Genomic DNA, 19,886 nt, shown 5'->3' with positions numbered 1-19,886 from the left:
ATGGTTGATCGGCTGGTAAGCATCATGGCGCGCCTCCGTGATCCGGTGAACGGCTGCGAATGGGATCGTGCGCAGACTTTCGCGTCGATTGCGCCGTACACGATCGAGGAAGCCTATGAGGTCGCCGATGCGTGCGAGCGCGGCGACATGGCGGATCTGCGCGACGAACTCGGCGACCTGCTGCTCCAGGTCGTGTTCCATAGCCGCATGGCCGAGGAAGGCGGCCACTTCACGTTTGCTGACGTCGTGACGTCGATCAGCGACAAGATGGAGCGCCGCCACCCGCATATCTTCGGCGACGCAGCCGAAGGCGGTAACCATATCTGGGAGCAGATCAAGGCTGACGAGCGCGCCGCCAAGGCCGCAAGCACGACCGCGCCGGGTGCGCTCGATGGCGTGGCGCTCGGCCTGCCCGCGCTGCTGCGTGCGGAGAAGTTGCAGAAGCGCGCCGCGCGCGTCGGCTTCGACTGGCCCGATACCGATGGTCCACGCGCAAAGATCGACGAGGAACTCGCCGAGGTGGCCGGCGCAAGCACGCAGGCTGAACGCGAGGAGGAAGTCGGCGATCTGCTGTTCGCGGTGGCGAACCTGGCGCGCAAGCTCGGCGTCGACCCGGAGGCGGCGCTGCGCGCAGGCAATGCGAAGTTCGAACGGCGCTTCCGCGCGATGGAAGCGGCCGACCCGGCATTCGCCACGCGCGATCTCGCAACACAGGAAGCGCAATGGGTAGCCGTGAAAAAAGCTATGGCAGAGAAACCCGTGGCGTAACTATCGCGCCAGTACGAAACACGTCGCGATCACCAGGCACAAGACGCCGACACCAAGCCCGATGATGACCCGCTGTTGCACCTGAACCCGCTCGAGCAACGACTGGTTGCTCGCGGCGAGCGCCCCGATCAGCGTGGTTGCCTCGGTTAATTGCTTGTTGAGGGTCAGGATCGCATCCTCCGCCGCATCGAGACGCGCGAGGAGCGCGGGCGGCGTACCCTCGACCACGACGCCATTCTCCTGCCGTACGAACTCGTCGCGCGTGCGCGGCAGGTTCGCGAACAGCTTCGATGCGCCGGATATGATGTCGGGCGCGTTCTCGAGCACCTTGTTCCAAGGCACTTGCGCAATCACGCCGAGCAAGCTGGCCGTCATCATTCCCCCCACCCAGTCCGATCCGCGTCAGCGCGTCAGGAAGCGCTCGTAATCGCTCGGCGCCATGCGCACGTCGTACACCGCATGTTCGCCGTCCGCCTCCTGCCCAAGCACCTCGCCATGGGCGTGCAGCCAGGCGGCGGCCGCACCATCGCCGGGATCAAGCGTGATCGAGTAGCGACGGTGGCCTTGCGTCAGGAGCCCGCCGATCGCCTCAACCAGCGTATCGACCCCTTCCCCGCTCAGCGCCGACAGCGCGACCACGTCATCGCGTCGTGTGGCCTCGGCGAGCATATCCTCGCGCGCTTCGCCTTCGAGCAGGTCGAGCTTGTTCCACGCCTCGATGCGCGGCGTGGTGTCGGCAACGCCGAGATCGCGCAATACCCCCTCGACATCGGCGCGCTGCGCCTGCGTGTCGGGATGCGCGATGTCGCGGACGTGGACGAGCAGATCGGCGGAGACCACTTCTTCAAGCGTCGCCTTGAACGCGGCGACAAGCTGCGTCGGCAGTTCCGAGACGAAGCCGACGGTGTCGGACAGGATCGCCTTGTCGATGCCGGGCAGCGAAATCTGCCGGAGCGTCGGGTCGAGCGTCGCGAACAGCAGATCCTCCGCCATAACGTGCGCGCCGGTGAGGCGGTTGAACAGCGTCGACTTGCCGGCGTTGGTATAGCCGACCAGCGCGATCACCGGCCAAGGCGCGCGCTGGCGCCGCTCGCGGTGGAGCCCGCGCGTGCGGCTGACCGAATCGAGTTCCTTGCGCAGCCGCGCCATGCGGTCGCGGATCAAGCGGCGGTCGGCCTCGATCTGCGTTTCACCCGGGCCGCCGAGGAAGCCGAAGCCGCCGCGCTGGCGTTCGAGGTGGGTCCAGCTTCGTACCAGCCGGCCGGCCTGATAATCCAAATGCGCGAGTTCGACCTGCAACCGCCCTTCGGCGGTGGCGGCACGCTCACCGAAAATTTCGAGGATCAGCCCGGTGCGGTCGATCACCTTGGCCTCGAGCGCGGTTTCGAGGTTGCGCTGCTGCACGGGGGTGAGCGCGGCGTCGAACACGACGAGCCCCGCCTCCTCCATCCGCACCGTCGCGGCGAGCTGCTCGACCTGACCGCTGCCGATCAGCGTTGCCGGCTTGGGCGCACGCACCCTGAGCGGCACCTTCTCGACCACCGTCACGCCGATTGCGGCGGCGAGGCCGGAGGTCTCCTCCAGCCGCGCCTCGGCGTCCCGCGATGAGACGCCGTGATCGGGATACACGACGATGGCGCGCGCACCGCGCGCGAACTCGTCGCGATCCCGTTCGAACCCTGTACTCAAATCGTCACTCTCAATCTTCGTCGTCCGTATCCGCCTGCTCGTCGGCGAGGTTCAGCGGGTGCGCCGGCTGGATGGTCGAAACCGCATGCTTATAGACGAGCTGCGACATGCCATCGCGCTGGAGCAACATGCAGAACAGATCGAACGCCGCAATGTGTCCCTGCAACATCACGCCGTTCACAAGGAACATCGTCACATTGTCGTTCGACTTGCGCACCGCGTTGAGGAAAATCTCCTGCAACAACGGTGCCTTGCGCTGCGCCTCGCCGACCGCGTTGACGATCGCGGCGATATCAACCGCGCTCGACGGCATGATGGTGGAGATGGCGTGCTTGTAGATGAGCTGCGATTGACCATCGCGGCGGAGCAGCACGGAGAAATTGTCGAACCACGTCACGATGCCTTGCAGCTTCACGCCCTTGACGAGGAACATCGTCACCGGGGTTTTCGAGCGGCGCAGCGCGTTGAGGAAGAGGTCCTGAAGGGAGGCTTGTTTGTCGGCCATCGGTCGATCCTTTGTTCTTGGCGGGTTTTTTCCCGCAGCGCGCCATTTCCGGCGTCGGTTGTGCGATTGTCGCCCACGCGATTTAGGGTGCGCCGCGGCATCCGTCCACCGATAACGGGATTAATCGTCCAGCCCGTCACTCCAGCGCATGCTGGAGTCTCCCGCGGCTCTTGTGGTGCCCTCCCCCGGAAGACGCCAGCTTTTGCTGGAGTGACGATTTGGGCTTACGGGTAGCCCCTCACTCGTCGCGACCTTCGGTGATGCCTAGCAACTTCAGCTTACGGTGCAGTGCGGAACGCTCCATGCCGATGAAGTTCGCGGTGCGCGAGATATTGCCCGAGAACCGCTTGATCTGGACGCGGAGATACTCGCGCTCGAACGTCTCGCGCGCCTCGCGTAGCGGCGAGCCCATGATCGCGGTTGCGCCGCCGCCAAGCTCGCCGGGATCGCCCAGCACCTCGCTTGGCAGCATGTCGAGGTCGATCCGGCCGATCCGATCGCCCGGCGCCATGATGATGACGCGCTCGACGATGTTGCGAAGCTGGCGGACGTTGCCCGGCCACTCGTAGCTTTGCAGCGCGACCATCGCGTCGGGCGCGATCTCGGGCGTCGGCACGCGGCGATCGGCGGCGTAATGCGCGACGAAGTGCTGGATCAAGGCGGGGATGTCCTCGCGCCGCTCGGCGAGCGGTGGGATCTGCACCGGCACGACGTTCAGCCGGTAATAGAGATCCTCGCGGAACCGACCCTCGGCGATTTCGAACGCGAGGTCGCGCGCGGTGGCGGAGACGACGCGCACATCGACCTTGACCACGCGCGTGCCACCGACGCGGGTGAAGCTCTGGTCGGTCAGCACGCGCAGGATGCGGGCCTGCGTGGTGATCGGCATGTCGGCGATCTCGTCGAGGAACAAGGTGCCGCCATGCGCCTGTTCGAGCAGACCCGAGCGGACGAGATCGCCCCCCTCCTCCACGCCGAACAGTTCCTCGTCGACGCGTTCAGGCGTCATGCGCGCGGCATTGACGATCACGAACGGTGCATCGGCGCGCTGGCTCCAGCCGTGGAGCAGGCGCGCGGCGATCTCCTTGCCGACCCCGGCCGCGCCCATCACCAGCACGCGGCTGCCGGTGGCGGCGACCCGCTTCAGCGTGGCGCGCACCGCGTTGATGCCGGCCGAGTTGCCGGTCAGGTCAGCATCGCGCGCCGCCACCGCGCGCAGGCTTGCGACCTCGCGGCGCAGCCGCTCGGTCTCGGTCGCGCGGGCTACCATCAGCAGCAGCCGCTCGGCCTCGAACGGCTTTTCGATGAAATCGGCCGCGCCGCGGCGGATCGCGGCGACGGCGGTGTCGAGGTTGCCGTGGCCCGAGATCATCAGCACCGGGATGGTCGGATCGCGCCGCTTGATCTCGTCAAGCAGATCGAGCCCGTCGAGCCGCGAGCCGTGCAGCCACACATCGAGCAGCACCAGCGACGGCCGCCGGGTCGAGATCGCCTCGAGCGCGGCATCGCTGTTGGCGGCGGTGCGGGTGCCGTAGCCTTCGTCCTCGAGCACGCCCGCCACGAGGTCGCGGATGTCATGCTCGTCGTCGACGATGAGGATATCGAGTGCCATAAACTATGTCCGGTTCTGGAAAGGTTCGCGCGCCTGGGCTTCGGGCGGGGGCGCGTCCCCGCTGTCGAGCGCCGCCAGCGCGTGGGTGTCGAAGCGTATCGACACGCAGGTGCCGCCGCCTTCGTTGTCGGAGAAGACGATCGTGCCGAAATGCTCCTCGACGATCTTCTTGACGATCGCCAGGCCGAGCCCGGTGCCGCGCGCGCGCGTCGTCACGTACGGCTCGACGATGCGGTCGCGGTTCGCCGGCAGGCCGATGCCGCTGTCTCGCACGATGAGCGAGGCCGAGGCGGCATCCTGCGAAAGCGTCATCGAGACAGCGCCATCGCTGCCCTCCCCCTTCGCCTCGATCGCCTCGACCGCATTCTTGATGATGTTGGTGAGCGCCTGACCGATCTGGCGACGGTCGCACACCAGCATCGGGCCGGGCTCGTCATATTGCAGCACGAAGCGGATCTGCGGATGCGCGACCTCGTGGAGGAACAACGTCTGCCGCGCGAGATCGAGCAGCGATTCGCTGCGAAACACCGGCTTGGGCATCCGCGCGAACGAGGAAAACTCATCGACCATACGCCGTAGATCGCCGACCTGCCGCACGATCGTGTCGGTCAGCCGCGCGAAGGTGCCGTCGTCGGCGGCGATCTGCTTGCCGTAGCGTCGCTGGAGCCGCTCCGCCGCAAGCTGAATCGGAGTGAGCGGGTTCTTGATCTCGTGGGCGATGCGGCGCGCCACGTCGGACCACGCCGCGCGGCGCTGATCGAGCAACTGGCCGGTGATATCGTCGAAGGTCAGGATCGGCCCCTCGACCGCGCGCGTGATCTTCACCGCCAGCGTCTTGGCCTCCCCGCCGGCATCGACCTCGACGATCGCCTCGCGATCCTCGCTGGCGATGAGCGCGTCGAGTTCGGGCGAGATCATCGACAGCGGGCGGCCGACCGGCGTCTCGTCGCCGGTGTTGAGCAGCACGGCGGCGGAACGGTTGATGAGCCGGATCTCACCCGTCGTGTTGATCGCGACGACACCGGCGGTGACGCCCGACATCACCGCCTCGATCAGCGCGCGGCGGCTTTCCAGCGCGCTGGTCTGCGCCTGGAGCCGCGCCGTCATCGTGTTGAAGGCGGTGGCGAGCGTGCCGATCTCATCGTTGGAGGCAGCGCCGGGCACGCGCACCGACAGGTCGCCGGTCGCGACCTGATCCGCCGCGCCGACTAGCTCGCCGATCGGCCGCACGAGGCGGTCCGCCACCTCCAGCGCGATCCACACCGCCAACGCGACGATCAGCAGCGAGATGGCGAGCAACGCGGCGTTGAACTTCAACTGCAAGGACCGCGAGCGGCTGATGAGATCGCGGTAGCTCGCCAGTACGGCGGCGCTGCGCTTCGATTGCGCCTCCATCACGCGCACGTCGGAGATCGCGACTGTCAGCAGGAACACGTTGGTCGTGCCGGGGATAGCCGCGATCGTCTGGATGCGGTCGCCCTTGACGGTGGTGATGCTCGGCACCTTGTCGCGGACCGCGACCAGATCACCGCGCCCGACCTCGCGTTCGAGCACGATCTTGTCCGGGTTGAGGCTGACGATCTGTTGGAACTTGCCATCGGGGGTGGCGATGAACAGGAACCCGTCCGAGAAACTGCGGTAGAAAATTTGGAACTTGCCGAAATAGTTCGGGAAATCGGGTCGACGGATCTTCTCGGCGAAGTTCTCGGAAATATCCTGCGCAGCGGTGACGGTGTTGACCTGCCAGCGTTGCAACATCTGTTCGTACGACGTCTTGGCGACCCCGGTCGCGTTCTCGATCATGCTGCGCGCCTGATCGGAATACCAGAATTGCACGCCGTATTGGAACAGCAACGAGGCGAACACGACGACGAACAGCGTCGGCACCGCCGCGATCACCGAGAACAACGCGACGAGGCGGACATGCAAGGTGCCGCGCCCGCCGACCGGAGATCGCGCGGCACGGCGCATCGCGATCCGCCGTCCGAGCAGCATCAGCAGCGCGATCGCGGGCACCAGATTGGCGACGAGCAGCAGCGCCACAAGCGGCGGCGTCAGCAGCGCTGGCGACGAACCGCTGCGAATCACGAAGTAGCTCGCGATAGCGACCGCGAATGCGATCGCCAGCACCGACACCTCCAGCGCCGGCGTGACCTGGAAGGTCCATCGCCGTACCGTGGCCGGTGTGGGAGACGCGACAGTCATCGTGCTTTATCTACAACGCCGCCGTTGCAAAGAAAACACACTAATCGTTCATGTCGCCCGGTTGCCGGCTCCGCCTGCCGTCGGTCAGGCGCCGATGCCGAGCGTGTCGAGCCGCTTGCGCAAGGTGTTGCGGTTGATCCCCAGCGCCCGCGCCGCGCGAAGCTGGTTGTTGCCGTGGCGTTCGAGCAAGGCCTCGATCAGCGGACGCTCGACCTCACCGATGATGCGATCGTAAAGCGAGCCATCGTCGAGCGCAGCCGGCTCCTCGATCGCGAGCCGTTCCAGTCGCGCGCGGATCGCGGCGGCAATGCCGGGATCTACCTCCGCCGGCGGGTTTGCCGAATAGGAGCCGCCGAGCAGCACGCGCACCTCGCCCGCACCGATCGTGTCGTCGCGGCTCAGCACCGCCATGCGGCGCATCATGTTCTCCAACTCGCGGACGTTGCCGGGCCAGTCGTGGCTCTCCAGCACCGCCACCGCCTGCGGATCGAGCTGCTTGCGCGGCAACCCGCTCTCGGCCGCGCGGTCGAGGAAATGGCGCGCGAGCAGGGCGATGTCCTGCCGCCGCGCGCGTAACGCCGGCAGCGTGACGGGCACGACGTTGAGCCGATAGAACAGATCCTCGCGGAACTGCCCGTTGGCGACGAGCTGCGACAGATCGCGGTTGGTCGCGGCGACGATACGCACGTCGGCGCGGATCGTGCGCGCGCCGCCGACGGTGGTGAACTCGCCCGATTGCAGCACGCGCAGCAGCCGGGTCTGCGCCTCCATCGGCATGTCGCCGATCTCGTCGAGGAACAGGGTGCCGCCCGACGCCTGTTCGAACCGCCCGGCCGAGCGGGTCTGTGCACCGGTAAAGGCGCCGCGCTCATGCCCGAACAGCTCCGCCTCGATCAGCTCTCGCGGGATCGCCGCCATGTTGATCGCGATGAACGGCGCGCGGCGGCGCGGGCCCAGATCGTGGATGGCGCGCGCCACCAGCTCCTTGCCGGTGCCCGATTCGCCCGACACCAGCACGGTGAGATCGTTGGACACGACGCGCGCGATCACACGGTACACGTCCTGCATCGCCGGCGAGCGGCCGATCAGCGGCAACGCGCGGTCCTCCTCGCCGATCGGCTCGATCGCGCCGCCCGATCCGCGGGCGAGCGCGCTCTGCACTGCGGCGGCGAGCGTATCGATGTCAAACGGCTTGGGGAGGTAATCGAACGCGCCGACTTCGGTCGACCGCACCGCGGTCGTCAGCGTGTTCTGCGCCGATAGCACGATGACGGGGAGGCGTGGGTGGTCGCGCATGACCTGCTCGACCATGTCGAGCCCGTTGCCATCGGGCAGCACCACATCGGTGATGAGCACGTCGGGCAGACCTGCCGCCATGCGCATCTCCAGTTCGGCGAGCGTGGCGGCGGTGGTGACGCGGTGGCCGTCGCGTTGCAGCGCATGGACGACGACGGTGCGGATCGCGCCGTCATCGTCGACGACCAGGATGTTGCCGGCTCTGGTCACGCGGAACCTCTGGGAAGCAGGATACGGAAAACGGTGGAAAGCGGCGAGCCCTCGCGCGCATATTGGACGATGCCGCCCATGTCGCGCACCAGCTTGTCGACCAGCGACAGCCCGAGCCCCTGCCCCTCGGGCTTCCCCGAGATGAACGGATCGAACAGATGGTCGGCGATCTCCTCGGGCGCGCCGGGGCCGTTGTCGATCACGCAAACCTCGATCGGCAGCGGGCGGCGCGGGCGGCCCGGCGCGGGGCTCACCGCCATGCCGTGGCGATAGGCGGTGGAGAGCAGGATGCGCGGCTCGGCGACCGTCGTCAGCGCCTCGCAGCCGTTCTTGAGCAGGTTGAGCACGACTTGCAGCAGCGCATCGGGATCGACCAGCACCGGCGGCAGCGAGGGGTCGAATTGCTCCTCGATCTTCACGCGCCGGCCGAACCCTGCCAGCGCCACTTGCCGCGCATGATCGAGCAAAGGATAGATGTTCGATGGCTTGAGGTTGAGCGGTCGGGTGTCGGTGAAATCCTGCATCCGGTCGATCAGCGCGGCAATGCGATCGACTTCGGTGGTGATGAGCGTGGTGAGCTGGTTGTCGGCCTTCGGCCCCGCCAGCAGTTGCGCCGCACCACGGATCCCGGAGAGCGGGTTCTTGATCTCATGCGCGAGCATCGCCGCCGCGCCGACCGCCGCACGCGCGGCAGATGCACGATCGGCGGAATGGCCGAGCCGCCGCGAGCCCGCGACATGATGCAGCGTGATCGTGCGCCAACCCGGCCGATCGGTCACGGCGGCTTCGAGGTAATCGACGCGGATGCGCCCGCCGCGCCGCATCTCTATCTCCGTATCGAAGGCCGCGAACAGTCGCCCGTCGCGGTCGCCGGGCGCGCGCGGCGCGTCGATGACGCTATGGAGCGTCTGCCCCTGCATCAACCGCTCCGAAAGGTTGAGCAACGTTTCGCATTCGGCGTTGGCGTAGGTGATCCGCGCGTCCGGGTCGATCACCAGCACCGCCACGGGCAACGTCGCGAACAGCTCGGCGAAGCCCGGCCCCGCCCCCTCACTTGCGATCATACCGTCATGGCGTCACGCCGCCACGCGGCTGCGATACGGCGCATAGAATTCGGCGAGCATCGCCTTGACCTGATTGGGGTCGGCGATCTGGTTGGTCTTGTTGCGGAACTCGGCCGAACCGTGGAGGCCGCGCGTGTACCAGCCGATATGCTTGCGCATCATGTTGACGCCGGTCTCATTGCCGTAATGCTCGAGCATCGACTCATAATGCTCTGCGATCAGGACATATTGTTCCTCAAGCGTAGGATCGGCAACGCGTCGCCCGCTGCGGAACCACTCCATCACCTGCCCGAGCAGCCACGGCCGGCCGTAGGAACCACGCCCGATCATGATGCCGTCCGCGCCCGATTGCTCCAGCGCCGCCTCGGCATCCTCGAGTCCGCAGATGTCGCCATTGGCGATCACCGGCACCGACACCGCCTGCTTCACACTACGGATGAAGCCCCAATCGGCATTGCCCTTGTACATCTGGTTGCGGGTGCGGCCGTGGACGGTGATCATCTTGACGCCGAGATCCTCGGCGATGCGGGCGAGTTCGGGCGCGTTGAGGCTGGAATGATCCCAGCCCATCCGCATCTTCAGCGTGACCGGCACCTTCACCGCATCGACGACGCCCTTGATGATCGCCGCCGCCAGCGTCGGGTCGCGCATCAGCGCCGAGCCGGCATCGCCGTTTGTCACCTTCCGCACCGGGCAACCCATGTTGATGTCGATGATCGCGGCGCCGCGATCCTCCGACAGCTTTGCCGCCTCGCCCATCTCATAGGGCGTGCAGCCGACGAGCTGCATCGACACGGGATCCTCGATCGGGTGCCACGCCGCCTTCTGGAGCGACTGGCGCGTCTCGCGGATCGCCGCCTGGCTCGCCACCATCTCGGTGACGTTGAGGCCCGAGCCGTAGCGGCGCACGATCGTGCGGAACGGCATGTCGGACACGCCGGTCATCGGCGCGAGGATCACCGGCTGGTCGATCGTCACCGGACCGATCTGGATGGGAGCGAGGGTGCGCGGGGTCACGTCTGGTCTGCCTGAAAAACGGGCAGCCTATAGGCCAAGCGCCGCCGCGCGGCAAGGTTGGCAGTCGTCACCGCTTGGAGTAGGCGCTGCGGCCATGTCACCTCCCAGAACATTCGCGATCATCGTTGCCGCCGGACAAGGGCTGCGCAGCGGCAGCACGCTTCCCAAGCAGTTCGCGCCGCTCGCCGGCAAGCCGATGCTCGCGCACAGCTATGCCGCATTGGCCGCGCACCCGGGAATCGAACGCGTGCTGGTGGTGATCGGTGCCGGGCAGGAAGCGCTGCTTGGCCAGGCGGTGGGCGACGTACCGTTCGTGATCGGCGGCGCAACCCGACGCGAGTCGGTGTCGAACGGGCTCGAAGCGGTCGCTCGGCAAGCACCCGATCGCGTGCTGATCCACGACGCGGCGCGGCCGTTCCTGTCGGCGGCGGTGATCGACCGGCTGATCGCCGCACTTGACGCCGATGTGGGGGCGTTCCCCGCGCTGCCGGTCGCCGATACACTGGTGCGTCATGACGGCGCGCTGGGCGAGACGGTCTCGCGCGATCACCTTTACCGCGTGCAAACTCCGCAAGCGTTCCGCTACTCCGAAGCGCTTGCTGCGCATCGCGACTGGCCTACACACGAAGATGCGACCGACGACGCGCAGATGGTCGCGCGATCCGGCCATACCGTCTCCATCGTCCAAGGCGACCCGATGCTCGAGAAGATCACCCACCCGTCCGACTTCGCCGCCGCCGAGGCGCGCCATGCGGCGACTTTGCGCGTGCGCACCGCGACCGGCTATGACGTCCACCGGCTGGTCGAAGGCGAGGAGCTGTGGCTGGGCGGGCTGCTGATCCCGCACGACAAAGGGCTCTCCGGGCATAGCGACGCCGACGTGGCGCTCCATGCGATCACCGACGCGCTGCTAGGCACCATCGCCGATGGCGATATCGGCATGCACTTCCCGCCGAGCGATCCGCAGTGGCGTGGGGCCAATTCGGCGCAGTTCCTCCAGCATGCCGCCTCCCTAATCGCGGCCAAGGGCGGCATCATCGACTTCATCGACCTGACGATCATCTGCGAGGCGCCCAAAATTGGTCCACACCGCGAGGGGATGCGCGCGCGCATCGCCGAACTGTTGCAGATGGAGCCGGGCCAGATCAGCGTGAAGGCGACCACCACCGAGCGGCTCGGCTTCACGGGGCGTGGTGAGGGCATCGCTGCGCAGGCGATCGTGACGATCCGGGTCGGCGCGCAATGAGCGCGCGGCGTCTGCTCGCCTTCGCAGCGGCGGCCTGCGCGCTGTCGACGCAGGCGGTGGCCGAGCCGCTGCGCGCCCGCGCCTGCCTGACCGCGCCGGAAGCCGAGTCGCTGCTCATCACCGTCATCCCCGATGCGCTGGAGGAAGTCGGCCGCACCTGCGCGAACCAGCTTCCGGCGAATGCGCTGCTGCGCTCGCCCGGCCGTGCGTTCGGCGATACCTATCGCACGCTTGCCGATGCCAATTGGCCCAACACGCGCCGCGCGCTCGCCAAGATCCTGCCGCCCGACGTCGCGCCGATGCTCGACAACGATCTCGCGCGGCTGATGCTGATCTCGCTCGCCGGCCCGATCGTCGCGCAACAGGTGACGCCGGCCGATTGTGGCCCGGCCAACCGCTTCCTCACGATGATCGCGCCGTTGCCGCCGAAGAACGCGGTCGGTGCAATTGTCGCGGCGATGCAGATCGCCGCCACCGACCGCAAGAACGGCATGAAACCTGCCGCCATTCCCATCTGTCCGTTCGGAGCCCAGTGATGACCGAGACGATGCTCACCATCCTCCCCGCCCAACTGATCGAAGCCGCGCAAAAGGTGGTCGACGCCGCGCTCGCCGCCGGGCGCACCGTCTGCGTTGCCGAAAGCTGCACCGGCGGCCTCGTGTCGGCGGCGCTGACCGAAATCCCCGGCTCCTCGACCGTGTTCGAGCGCGGCTACGTCACCTATTCGAACGACGCCAAGATCGACACGCTCGACGTCAGCCCCGACGTGATCGACACGTTCGGCGCGGTCTCGATCGCAACCGCGTGGAGCATGGCGCAGGGCGCACTCGCGGCGAGCGGCGCGGATATCGCGGTTGCCATCACCGGCGTCGCCGGCCCGGGTGGCGGCACCGAGAAGAAGCCGGTCGGCACCGTCGTGTTCGCACGCGCCGAGCGGGGTGCCGATCCGCAGCATGTCGTCGCAGATCGCAAGCAGTTCGGTGAGATCGGCCGCGGCGGCATCCGCCTTCAGGCGGCGTTGTGCGCGCTCGAACTGTTGCTGCCGTCGGCGGGCGCGCCCGACGAGGCTGAGGCCGAACCCGCGCCATAAAGCGCCGCCGCACGATCCTCGAACGCGCCGATCATCTTGCGCAGCGCGACGCCGAACACCTGCCCCGCGAGCATTTCGAACACGCGGTTCTTGAAGGCGAAATCGACCGTGAAATCGACCGCGCACCCGGTGCCGTCCGGGCGGAACACCCAGTCGTTGCGTAGATATTTGAGCGGCCCGTCGATATAGTCGACATGCACGCGGTTCGGCCGTTCCTTGTCGACCTTCGACGTGAACGTCTCGCGCAGGCCCTTGAAGCCGACGATCATGTCGGCGACCATCTGCGTCTCGCTGTTTGACCGCACCCGCATCGCCGACACCCAGGGCAGGAACTCAGGGTATCGCGCGACATCGGCGACGAGATCGAACATCTGTTCCGGCGTATAGGGCAGCCGGCGGGTCTCGTGATGTTTGGGCATCAGGTTCGTACCGTCGCGACGATCACGCCCGCACCGTCGCCAGCTTCGCCTCCCGCGCCGCGCGCAGGCGGGCGAAGTCGTCGCCGGCGTGGTAGCTCGACCGCGTCAGCGGCGACGACGCCACCAGCAGGAACCCCTTGGCGCGCGCGATCGCGGCATAAGCATCGAACGCCTTGGGCGTGACAAAATCGATCACCTTGGCATGGCGCGGCGTCGGCTGGAGATATTGCCCCATCGTCAGGAAGTCGATGTCGGCGGAGCGCATGTCGTCCATCACCTGATGCACCTCCAGCCGTTCCTCGCCCAGGCCGAGCATCACGCCCGATTTGGTGAAGATCGACGGATCGTGCCGCTTCACGCTCTCCAGCAGCCGCAGCGAGGCATAATAGCGCGCACCCGGGCGGATCGTCGGGTACAGGCGCGGCACGGTTTCGAGGTTGTGGTTGTACACGTCCGGTCGCGCAGTCACGATCGACTCGACGGCGGCCTGCGCCTTGTTGCGGAAATCGGGCGTCAGGATCTCGATCGTGGTGTTGGGCGTCGTGCGGCGCAGCGCTTCGATCACCTTCACGAACTGCGACGCGCCGCCATCGGGCAGATCGTCACGATCGACCGAGGTGATGACGATATGTTCAAGGCCGAGCTCGGCAGCGGCGTCGGCGGTGTGCTGCGGCTCCAGCTTGTCGACCGCGCGCGGCATGCCGGTCTTGACGTTGCAGAACGCACAGGCGCGCGTGCAGGTGTCGCCGAGGATCATCACCGTGGCGTGCTTCTTGGTCCAGCACTCGCCGATGTTCGGGCAGGCCGCTTCCTCGCACACGGTCGCGAGATTGAGGCGGCGCATCAGCCCCTTGGTCTCGTTGAAGGCTGCGCCCATCGGCGCCTTCACGCGGATCCAGTCCGGTTTGCGCTGACGCGGCTCGACAGGCGTGACGGCGGGGTGGGCGATCGGCGTGATGTCGTTCATAAGGTGGCAGATAGCGATCCGCGCGGCTCGCCACAACTGCCCGCCGCTGCATGCGCGCTTGCGCTTGTCGGAAGCTGCGCTTTGGCTCTAGGAACCGCGCACCATACCACAGCGGAGAGCAGGCATGAGCGGTTTCGACGATCTGATCGAGGGCTATCAGCGGTTTCGCGTGGTCGACTGGACTCGCCAGCGCGCGCGCTGGGCGGAATTGCGCGAGGGCCAGGCCCCCCGCGTGCTCGTGATCGCCTGCTCCGACAGTCGTGTCGATCCCTCGCAGATTTTCGATACTTCACCCGGCGAGATCTTCGTGGTGCGCAACGTCGCCAATCTCGTGCCGCCGTTCGAACATGACGGATCGCGCCACGGCGTCTCTGCGGCGCTCGAATTCGCGGTGACGCAATTGAACGTCACCGACGTGGTGGTGATGGGGCATGGCTCGTGCGGCGGCGTGAAGGCGTCGCTCACGCACGCGTTCGACGGCAAAGCGCCGGGCGAAGGCGGCTTCATCGCGCACTGGGTCGACATGCTCGACGCGGCGCGCGACCGGATCGTGGCAGAACACGGCACCGGCCCGGAGGCGATCCGCGCGCTCGAACTCGAGACGGTGCGGGTCAGCATCGCCAATCTGCGTACCTTCCCGTTCATCCCCGAACGCGAGGCGGCGGGTACGCTCAAGCTGCGCGGTGCCTATTTCGCGATCGCCGACGGCGTGCTGCATGTGATGGGCGAAGACGGCGCGTTCGCGCCCGCCTGAGCGGTTACGCCGGGTCGGCTTGCCCCGACGCCGCCTGCGAGACGGTGATGTGGCGCGGCTTGCCCTCGTCCTGCGCAAGCGCCGGTGTCGTGGCGGGCGCGACATCGCCGCCACCCCGGTGAATACGGACGCCGGCCGCACCGCTGTCCTCGGCGGGCGGGGCCGCTGCCATCGCCGACGCGGGCAGGTCTTCGCCCATGCTACGATGGATCGTGACCGAGCCGACCACCTGGATGCCGCCGTTGACCGCGCTCGACGGGGCGAAGCCGCTTTCGTCCATCGCCGCGATGAGCGGCGCGGCTCGCGTCGGCAGGCTTTCGCTGCCCGAATAGCTCTGGCGGAAGGCGAGCGCGTTCTCCATCGCGCCGCGCCAGCGGTAGAAGATATGCGCGCCGATCGAGGCGACCTGTTTCATGCTTCCCGCCCACCACGGCGATACGTAATTGGCGTGGTAGAAGGTCGATGCGCCGACCGGAGCATAGACCAGCCCTGCCAGCGCCCCCGTCGCGACTGCACGCGCGCGCGCCCAGGCGGTCGGCTCGATCGGGCGGTTCATCGATCCGTCGCAGGTGAAGCTGAACTGGCACCCCGTCGTGCGGTGCGAGCCTTGATAGACCACCCCGCACACGCTGTTCGGAAACGCACGGTCGCGCACGCGGTTGAGGACGACCTGTGCAACTGCCCGCTCGCCCTCGGTCGTTTCCGAACGCGCCTCGTAATAGACCGCAGCGGTCAGGCAATCGACCGCGCGCGTGGCATCCTCGACGGTCTGCGTCTGCGCGAGGAAGGCGGGCGCGGCCTGTTCCTCCGCCTGCGCTGCGTCTTCCTTCAGCGAGGCGTGGATCACGTCCTTGGGGATATTGAGGTCGAGACCCCTCAGCAGTTCCGGCGCGCGCACAACCGGCGGGATGTCCATCACCACCTGCATACGCGGCGCGCGCGTGCACGACGGCGCGAGCAGGACCGCCGGCAGCGCGAGCAGCAGGCACAGGATCACGGAGAGGCGACGCCAGTTCATCCGGCGCAGCCCTAGCGGGAAAGGTTTAGGCTCCGGTTAAGGACGCGTCAGCCCTTTAGCGCCGCGCGCGCCACTTTCTCCACTTCGGGGTCCAGCGCCGGCGGAGTCATGTCGACAGCCGCTTCGAGCGCGTCCGCGATCAGCGTGAGCGCGGCGATGCGCGCTGGCTTCTTGCTGTTGCCGTCGACGACATGCCACGGCGCCCAACGTGTATCGGTCCGGCGGAACATGTCGTGCATCGCGTCGAGATATTCGTCACGCTTGGCGCGGTTGCGGTAATCGTCGAGCCCGGTCTTCCAGCGTTTCCACGGATGATCGAGCCGCGCCTCGAGTCGCTTGTCCTGCGTCTTCTGGCTGGTGTGGACGAACAGCTTGACGATCGTCGTACCCGAATCGACCTGTTGCGCCTCAAACTCGTTGATCTCGTCGTAGCCGCGCTTCCACTCCTTCTCGGTGGCATAGCCTTCGACACGCTCGACCAGCACGCGCCCGTACCAACTCCGATCGAACACCGCGATGTCGCCATTCGCGGGCAGCCGCTGCCAGAACCGCCACAGGAAATGCCGGTCGCGCTCCTCCTCGGTCGGCGCCTTGATCGGCCAGACCTCGAAGTTGCGTGGGTCCCATTCGCCGGTCAGCCGCTGGATGATGCCGCCCTTCCCCGCCGCGTCCCAGCCCTCGAACAGCACGATCGCGCGCTTGCCGTGGACGATATGCGCGACCTGGATGTGCGCGAGCCGCTTTTGCAGCTTGGTGATGGCGTGTTCGTAATCGCCGTCGAAATCGGCGCCGGATTCGTAGTCGCTGAGGTCTATCGTCATGATCGCTCAATCCCGTCGCGCCGGAAGGGTTCCGGTGCGACGGGACTGACCGCTTACTTGTTGCCCGGCCCGTCGAGCTTGATGTGCAGTTCTTTCAACTGCTTCGGCGTCGCGAAGTTCGGCGCGCCCATCATCAGATCCTCGGCCTTCTGCGTCATCGGGAAGGTGATGACCTCGCGGATGTTGGGCTCGTCGGCGAGCAGCATTACGATGCGATCGACGCCCGGCGCGGAGCCGCCGTGCGGCGGAGCGCCGCACTTGAACGCGTTGATCATTCCCGCAAAGTTGGTGTCGACCTCTTCCTGCGTATAGCCGGCGATCTCGAACGCCTTGTACATGATCTCGGGCTTGTGGTTCCGGATCGCGCCCGACGACAATTCCACGCCGTTGCAGACGATGTCGTACTGGTAGGCAAGGATATCGAGCGGGTCCTTGGTTTCCAGCGCGTCCATCTCGCCCTGCGGCATCGAGAACGGGTTGTGGCTGAAGTCGACCTTCTTCAGGTCTTCGTCATACTCGAACATCGGGAAATCGACGATCCAGCAGAACTCGAACCGCTTGTCGTCGATCAGGCCCAGCGTCTCGGCGACGCGCGTGCGGGCGAGGCCGGCGAGCTTGGCGGCCTGAGCCTCCTTGCCGGCGGCGAAGAACATGCCGTCGTCCGGGCCGAGGCCGAGCGCGTCGGCCATTTCGGTCATCTTCGCCTCGCCGTGGTTCTTGGCGATCGGGCCACCCCATTCGCCACCCTTGCGCGTGGCGTAGCCGAGGCCGGCGAAACCTTCACCCTGCGCCCAGGAGTTCATGTCATCGAAGAACTTGCGGCTCTTGTCGGCGGTGCCCGGCGCGGGGATCGCGCGCACCACGTCGCCCGCTTCCACGATCGAGGCGAAGCGACCGAAGCCCGAACCGACGAACTGCGCCGACACGTCCGAGATCAGGATCGGATTGCGCAGATCGGGCTTGTCGTTGCCGTACTTGAGCATCGATTCGCGGTAGGGAATACGCTTGAACGGCAGCGGGCTGACGGTGCGGCCCTTGCCCTGCCAGTCGGCGAACTGCTCGAACACGCCGTGCAGCACCGGCTCGATCGCGGCGAATACGTCGTCCTGCGTCACGAAGCTCATCTCGAAATCGAGCTGGTAGAATTCACCCGGCGAACGGTCGGCGCGCGCATCCTCGTCGCGGAAGCACGGCGCGATCTGGAAATACCGGTCGAAGCCTGCGACCATCAGCAACTGCTTGAACATCTGCGGCGCCTGCGGCAGCGCGTAGAACTTGCCCGGATGCACCCGGCTCGGCACCAGATAATCGCGCGCGCCCTCAGGCGAAGATGCGGTCAGGATCGGCGTCTGAAACTCGGTGAAGCCCTGTCCGATCATGCGCTGGCGCAGCGACGAGATCACCTGCGAGCGCAACAGGATGTTGGCGTGCAGCCGCTCGCGGCGCAGATCGAGGAAGCGATAGCGCAGGCGGATATCCTCGGGATATTCGTTCTCGCTCGCCACCGGCATCGGCAGATCGTGCGCGGCGGACTGCACCACCGCGGAGGTCGCCCGCACCTCGATCGCGCCGGTCGGCAGGTTCGGGTTCACCGCCTCGCCCGCACGCGCCACGACGGTGCCGGTGATCGTCACCACGCTCTCGCTACGCAGGCCCTCGATCACATCGAACACCGGGCCGCTCACGTCCGTCACGATCTGGGTAATACCGTAATGGTCACGCAGGTCGACGAAGACGAGATCGCCGTGGTCGCGCTTCTTGTGGACCCAGCCCGACAGGCGGACTTCCTGGCCGACCTGTTCGGCGCGAAGCTCTGCGCAAGTGTGCGTGCGATAGGCGTGCATGTTTCTCTACTCTCGTCGCCCCGGCGGAGGCCGGGGCCGCTTTATTGGGTACGCTGCGCTCCGTTACGCAGCGGCCCCGGCCTGCGCCGGGGCGACGTGAATGTGTCCGCGCACCTCCCTTTCCGACACGCCTTTGTCAAGGCGCGCATCCCTCGCTAAAGGGTCAAGATGCATATCCATCCGCTCATTACCGACAGCGCCACGCTCGCCAACCTGTGTACGCGTCTCGCCGAAGCCGATTTCGTCTGCGTCGATACCGAGTTCATGCGCGAGAACACGTTCTGGCCCGAACTCTGCCTGATCCAGATCGCCGACGAGAACGAGGCGGCGGCGATCGACCCGATGGCGCCGGGGCTCGACATGACGCCGCTGCTCGACCTGATGGTCAACAACGAGGACGTGCTGAAGGTCTTTCACGCCGGCGGGCAGGATCTCGAGATCGTCTATAACCTCACCGGCAAGACGCCCTACCCGCTGTTCGACACGCAGGTGGCGGCGATGGCGCTCGGGCAAGGCGAGCAGATCGGCTATTCGAATCTGGTCGACGCCTATCTCGGCATCAGCGTCGACAAGGGGGCGCGCTTTACCGACTGGAGCCGCCGGCCGCTCGATGCGCGGCAGATCGAATATGCGATCGGCGACGTGACGCACCTCGCCAAGATCTTCCCCAAGATGCTCCAGCGGTTGCGCAAGACCGGGCGCGGCGCGTGGCTCGACATCGAAATGGAGCGAATCGGCGATCCCGCCAATTACGCGAACGATCCCGACACGGCGTGGCGGCGCATCCGCGTGCCGAGTCGCAAGCCCGATATCCTTGGCCGGCTCAAGGCGCTCGCGCGGTGGCGCGAGCTGGAGGCGCAAGGCAAGAACCTGCCGCGTGGCCGCATCGTCAAGGATGAGACGATCGCCGATATCGCCGGCCATCCGCCGCGCAAACAGGCCGATCTCGCCAAGGTGCGCGGCCTCTCCCCTACCTGGGCGACCAACGATATCGGCGGCCGGCTGATGGCGGCGCTCGACGCGGCCGAGCCGATGTCCGCCGACGAAATGCCCGCGCGCGACGATCGCAAGCCGGGGCTTGGCAAGGACGGCGCGTTGGTGGCGGACCTGCTCAAGCTGCTGCTCAAGATCCGATCGCGCGATATCGACGTGGCGGCACGGCTGCTCGCGCGCGGCGACGATCTCGATGCACTCGCCGCCGGTCAGCGCGAGGGGCTCTCGATCCTCGAAGGCTGGCGGTTCGAGCAGTTCGGGCGCGATGCGCTCGACCTCGTCGAAGGACGGCTCGCGTTCGCGGTGGTGAATGGCAAGCTCAAGATGACCCGTACGGAGGATGTGGCGGAGGCCTGAGCCGCCGCCTC

General features: G+C 66.8%; 19 protein-coding genes. 6 read left to right on the top strand and 13 right to left on the bottom strand.

Annotation, left to right across the window (positions count from 1 at the left end; all coding sequences use genetic code 11):
* Window positions 1-768: a nucleoside triphosphate pyrophosphohydrolase gene (gene mazG, locus AC3ANX_RS09860; protein WP_488336819.1), complete on the top strand. Its 768-nt coding sequence runs from the start codon at window positions 1-3 to the stop codon at window positions 766-768.
* Here mazG and AC3ANX_RS09855 read toward each other — a convergent pair whose 3' ends face one another.
* The 8 genes from AC3ANX_RS09855 to dusB all read right to left on the bottom strand — a co-directional run bounded on the left by AC3ANX_RS09855 (window position 769) and on the right by dusB (window position 10,366).
* On the bottom strand, window positions 769-1,146 hold the full coding sequence (locus AC3ANX_RS09855; RefSeq protein ID WP_488336818.1) for a hypothetical protein: 378 nt from the start codon (window positions 1,144-1,146) through the stop codon (window positions 769-771).
* A 24-nt stretch (window positions 1,147-1,170) separates the two neighbouring features.
* On the bottom strand, window positions 1,171-2,457 hold the full coding sequence (hflX, locus tag AC3ANX_RS09850) for a GTPase HflX (protein WP_488336817.1): 1,287 nt from the start codon (window positions 2,455-2,457) through the stop codon (window positions 1,171-1,173).
* Window positions 2,458-2,467: 10 nt separating this feature from the next.
* The gene (gene hfq, locus AC3ANX_RS09845; RefSeq protein ID WP_488336816.1) at window positions 2,468-2,962 is read right to left on the bottom strand and encodes an RNA chaperone Hfq; all 495 of its coding nucleotides are present in this window, start codon (window positions 2,960-2,962) and stop codon (window positions 2,468-2,470) included.
* Between the two features lie 238 nt (window positions 2,963-3,200).
* The gene (gene ntrX, locus AC3ANX_RS09840; protein WP_488336815.1) at window positions 3,201-4,574 is read right to left on the bottom strand and encodes a nitrogen assimilation response regulator NtrX; all 1,374 of its coding nucleotides are present in this window, start codon (window positions 4,572-4,574) and stop codon (window positions 3,201-3,203) included.
* A 3-nt stretch (window positions 4,575-4,577) separates the two neighbouring features.
* Entirely contained in the window at window positions 4,578-6,779 is a 2,202-nt protein-coding gene (locus AC3ANX_RS09835) for a sensor histidine kinase NtrY-like (RefSeq protein WP_488336814.1), read from the bottom strand.
* Between the two features lie 84 nt (window positions 6,780-6,863).
* Window positions 6,864-8,285: a nitrogen regulation protein NR(I) gene (gene ntrC, locus AC3ANX_RS09830; RefSeq protein WP_488336813.1), complete on the bottom strand. Its 1,422-nt coding sequence runs from the start codon at window positions 8,283-8,285 to the stop codon at window positions 6,864-6,866.
* Entirely contained in the window at window positions 8,282-9,349 is a 1,068-nt protein-coding gene (locus AC3ANX_RS09825) for a two-component system sensor histidine kinase NtrB (protein ID WP_488336812.1), read from the bottom strand. Before AC3ANX_RS09825 ends, ntrC begins: the two co-directional genes overlap by 4 nt.
* Before the next feature lie 12 nt (window positions 9,350-9,361).
* On the bottom strand, window positions 9,362-10,366 hold the full coding sequence (dusB, locus tag AC3ANX_RS09820) for a tRNA dihydrouridine synthase DusB (RefSeq protein ID WP_488336811.1): 1,005 nt from the start codon (window positions 10,364-10,366) through the stop codon (window positions 9,362-9,364).
* 94 nt (window positions 10,367-10,460) lie between these two features.
* On the opposite strand from dusB, the gene AC3ANX_RS09815 reads away from it, so the two are divergent.
* From AC3ANX_RS09815 to AC3ANX_RS09805, 3 genes are read left to right on the top strand one after another with little or no spacing between them, the layout of a single operon-like run.
* Window positions 10,461-11,612 (top strand): bifunctional 2-C-methyl-D-erythritol 4-phosphate cytidylyltransferase/2-C-methyl-D-erythritol 2,4-cyclodiphosphate synthase, encoded by a 1,152-nt coding sequence (locus AC3ANX_RS09815; protein WP_488336810.1) that lies wholly within the window; start codon window positions 10,461-10,463, stop codon window positions 11,610-11,612.
* Complete coding sequence (locus tag AC3ANX_RS09810; RefSeq protein ID WP_488336809.1) at window positions 11,609-12,148, top strand: hypothetical protein; 540 nt, start codon at window positions 11,609-11,611, stop codon at window positions 12,146-12,148. Before AC3ANX_RS09815 ends, AC3ANX_RS09810 begins: the two co-directional genes overlap by 4 nt.
* Before the next feature lie 11 nt (window positions 12,149-12,159).
* On the top strand, window positions 12,160-12,702 hold the full coding sequence (locus AC3ANX_RS09805) for a CinA family protein (protein ID WP_488336922.1): 543 nt from the start codon (window positions 12,160-12,162) through the stop codon (window positions 12,700-12,702).
* On the opposite strand, the gene AC3ANX_RS09800 is transcribed toward AC3ANX_RS09805, so the two are convergent.
* The gene (locus AC3ANX_RS09800) at window positions 12,621-13,121 is read right to left on the bottom strand and encodes a type II toxin-antitoxin system RatA family toxin (RefSeq protein ID WP_488336808.1); all 501 of its coding nucleotides are present in this window, start codon (window positions 13,119-13,121) and stop codon (window positions 12,621-12,623) included. The two genes, AC3ANX_RS09805 and AC3ANX_RS09800, sit on opposite strands and share 82 nt — an antisense overlap.
* 22 nt (window positions 13,122-13,143) lie before the next feature.
* On the bottom strand, window positions 13,144-14,088 hold the full coding sequence (lipA, locus tag AC3ANX_RS09795; RefSeq protein ID WP_488336807.1) for a lipoyl synthase: 945 nt from the start codon (window positions 14,086-14,088) through the stop codon (window positions 13,144-13,146).
* 124 nt (window positions 14,089-14,212) lie between these two features.
* Between lipA and AC3ANX_RS09790 the strand changes: the two genes are divergently transcribed.
* A complete protein-coding gene (locus AC3ANX_RS09790) occupies window positions 14,213-14,842 on the top strand; it encodes a carbonic anhydrase (RefSeq protein ID WP_488336806.1) in 630 nt (209 codons plus the stop codon).
* 4 nt (window positions 14,843-14,846) lie between these two features.
* Here the strand turns inward: AC3ANX_RS09790 and AC3ANX_RS09785 are convergent, their stop codons facing one another.
* Genes AC3ANX_RS09785 through aspS form a run of 3 tightly spaced genes read right to left on the bottom strand, consistent with a single transcriptional unit; the run spans window position 14,847 to window position 18,525 of the window.
* Entirely contained in the window at window positions 14,847-15,860 is a 1,014-nt protein-coding gene (locus AC3ANX_RS09785) for a cell wall hydrolase (protein WP_488336805.1), read from the bottom strand.
* A 47-nt stretch (window positions 15,861-15,907) separates the two neighbouring features.
* A complete protein-coding gene (locus tag AC3ANX_RS09780; protein WP_488336804.1) occupies window positions 15,908-16,681 on the bottom strand; it encodes a polyphosphate kinase 2 family protein in 774 nt (257 codons plus the stop codon).
* A 53-nt stretch (window positions 16,682-16,734) separates the two neighbouring features.
* Window positions 16,735-18,525, bottom strand: coding sequence for an aspartate--tRNA ligase (gene aspS, locus AC3ANX_RS09775; RefSeq protein WP_488336803.1), 1,791 nt, complete (start codon window positions 18,523-18,525; stop codon window positions 16,735-16,737).
* A gap of 168 nt (window positions 18,526-18,693) precedes the next feature.
* Here aspS and rnd point away from each other — a divergent pair, with 168 nt between their 5' ends.
* Window positions 18,694-19,875 (top strand): ribonuclease D, encoded by a 1,182-nt coding sequence (rnd, locus tag AC3ANX_RS09770; protein WP_488336802.1) that lies wholly within the window; start codon window positions 18,694-18,696, stop codon window positions 19,873-19,875.
* Window positions 19,876-19,886 lie beyond the last annotated feature (11 nt).

The organism is Sphingomonas sp. BRN-1R (assembly GCF_057748035.1).
The sequence above is the reverse complement of the archived record's forward strand: the minus strand, read 5'-3'. Positions and strand labels throughout refer to the sequence as shown.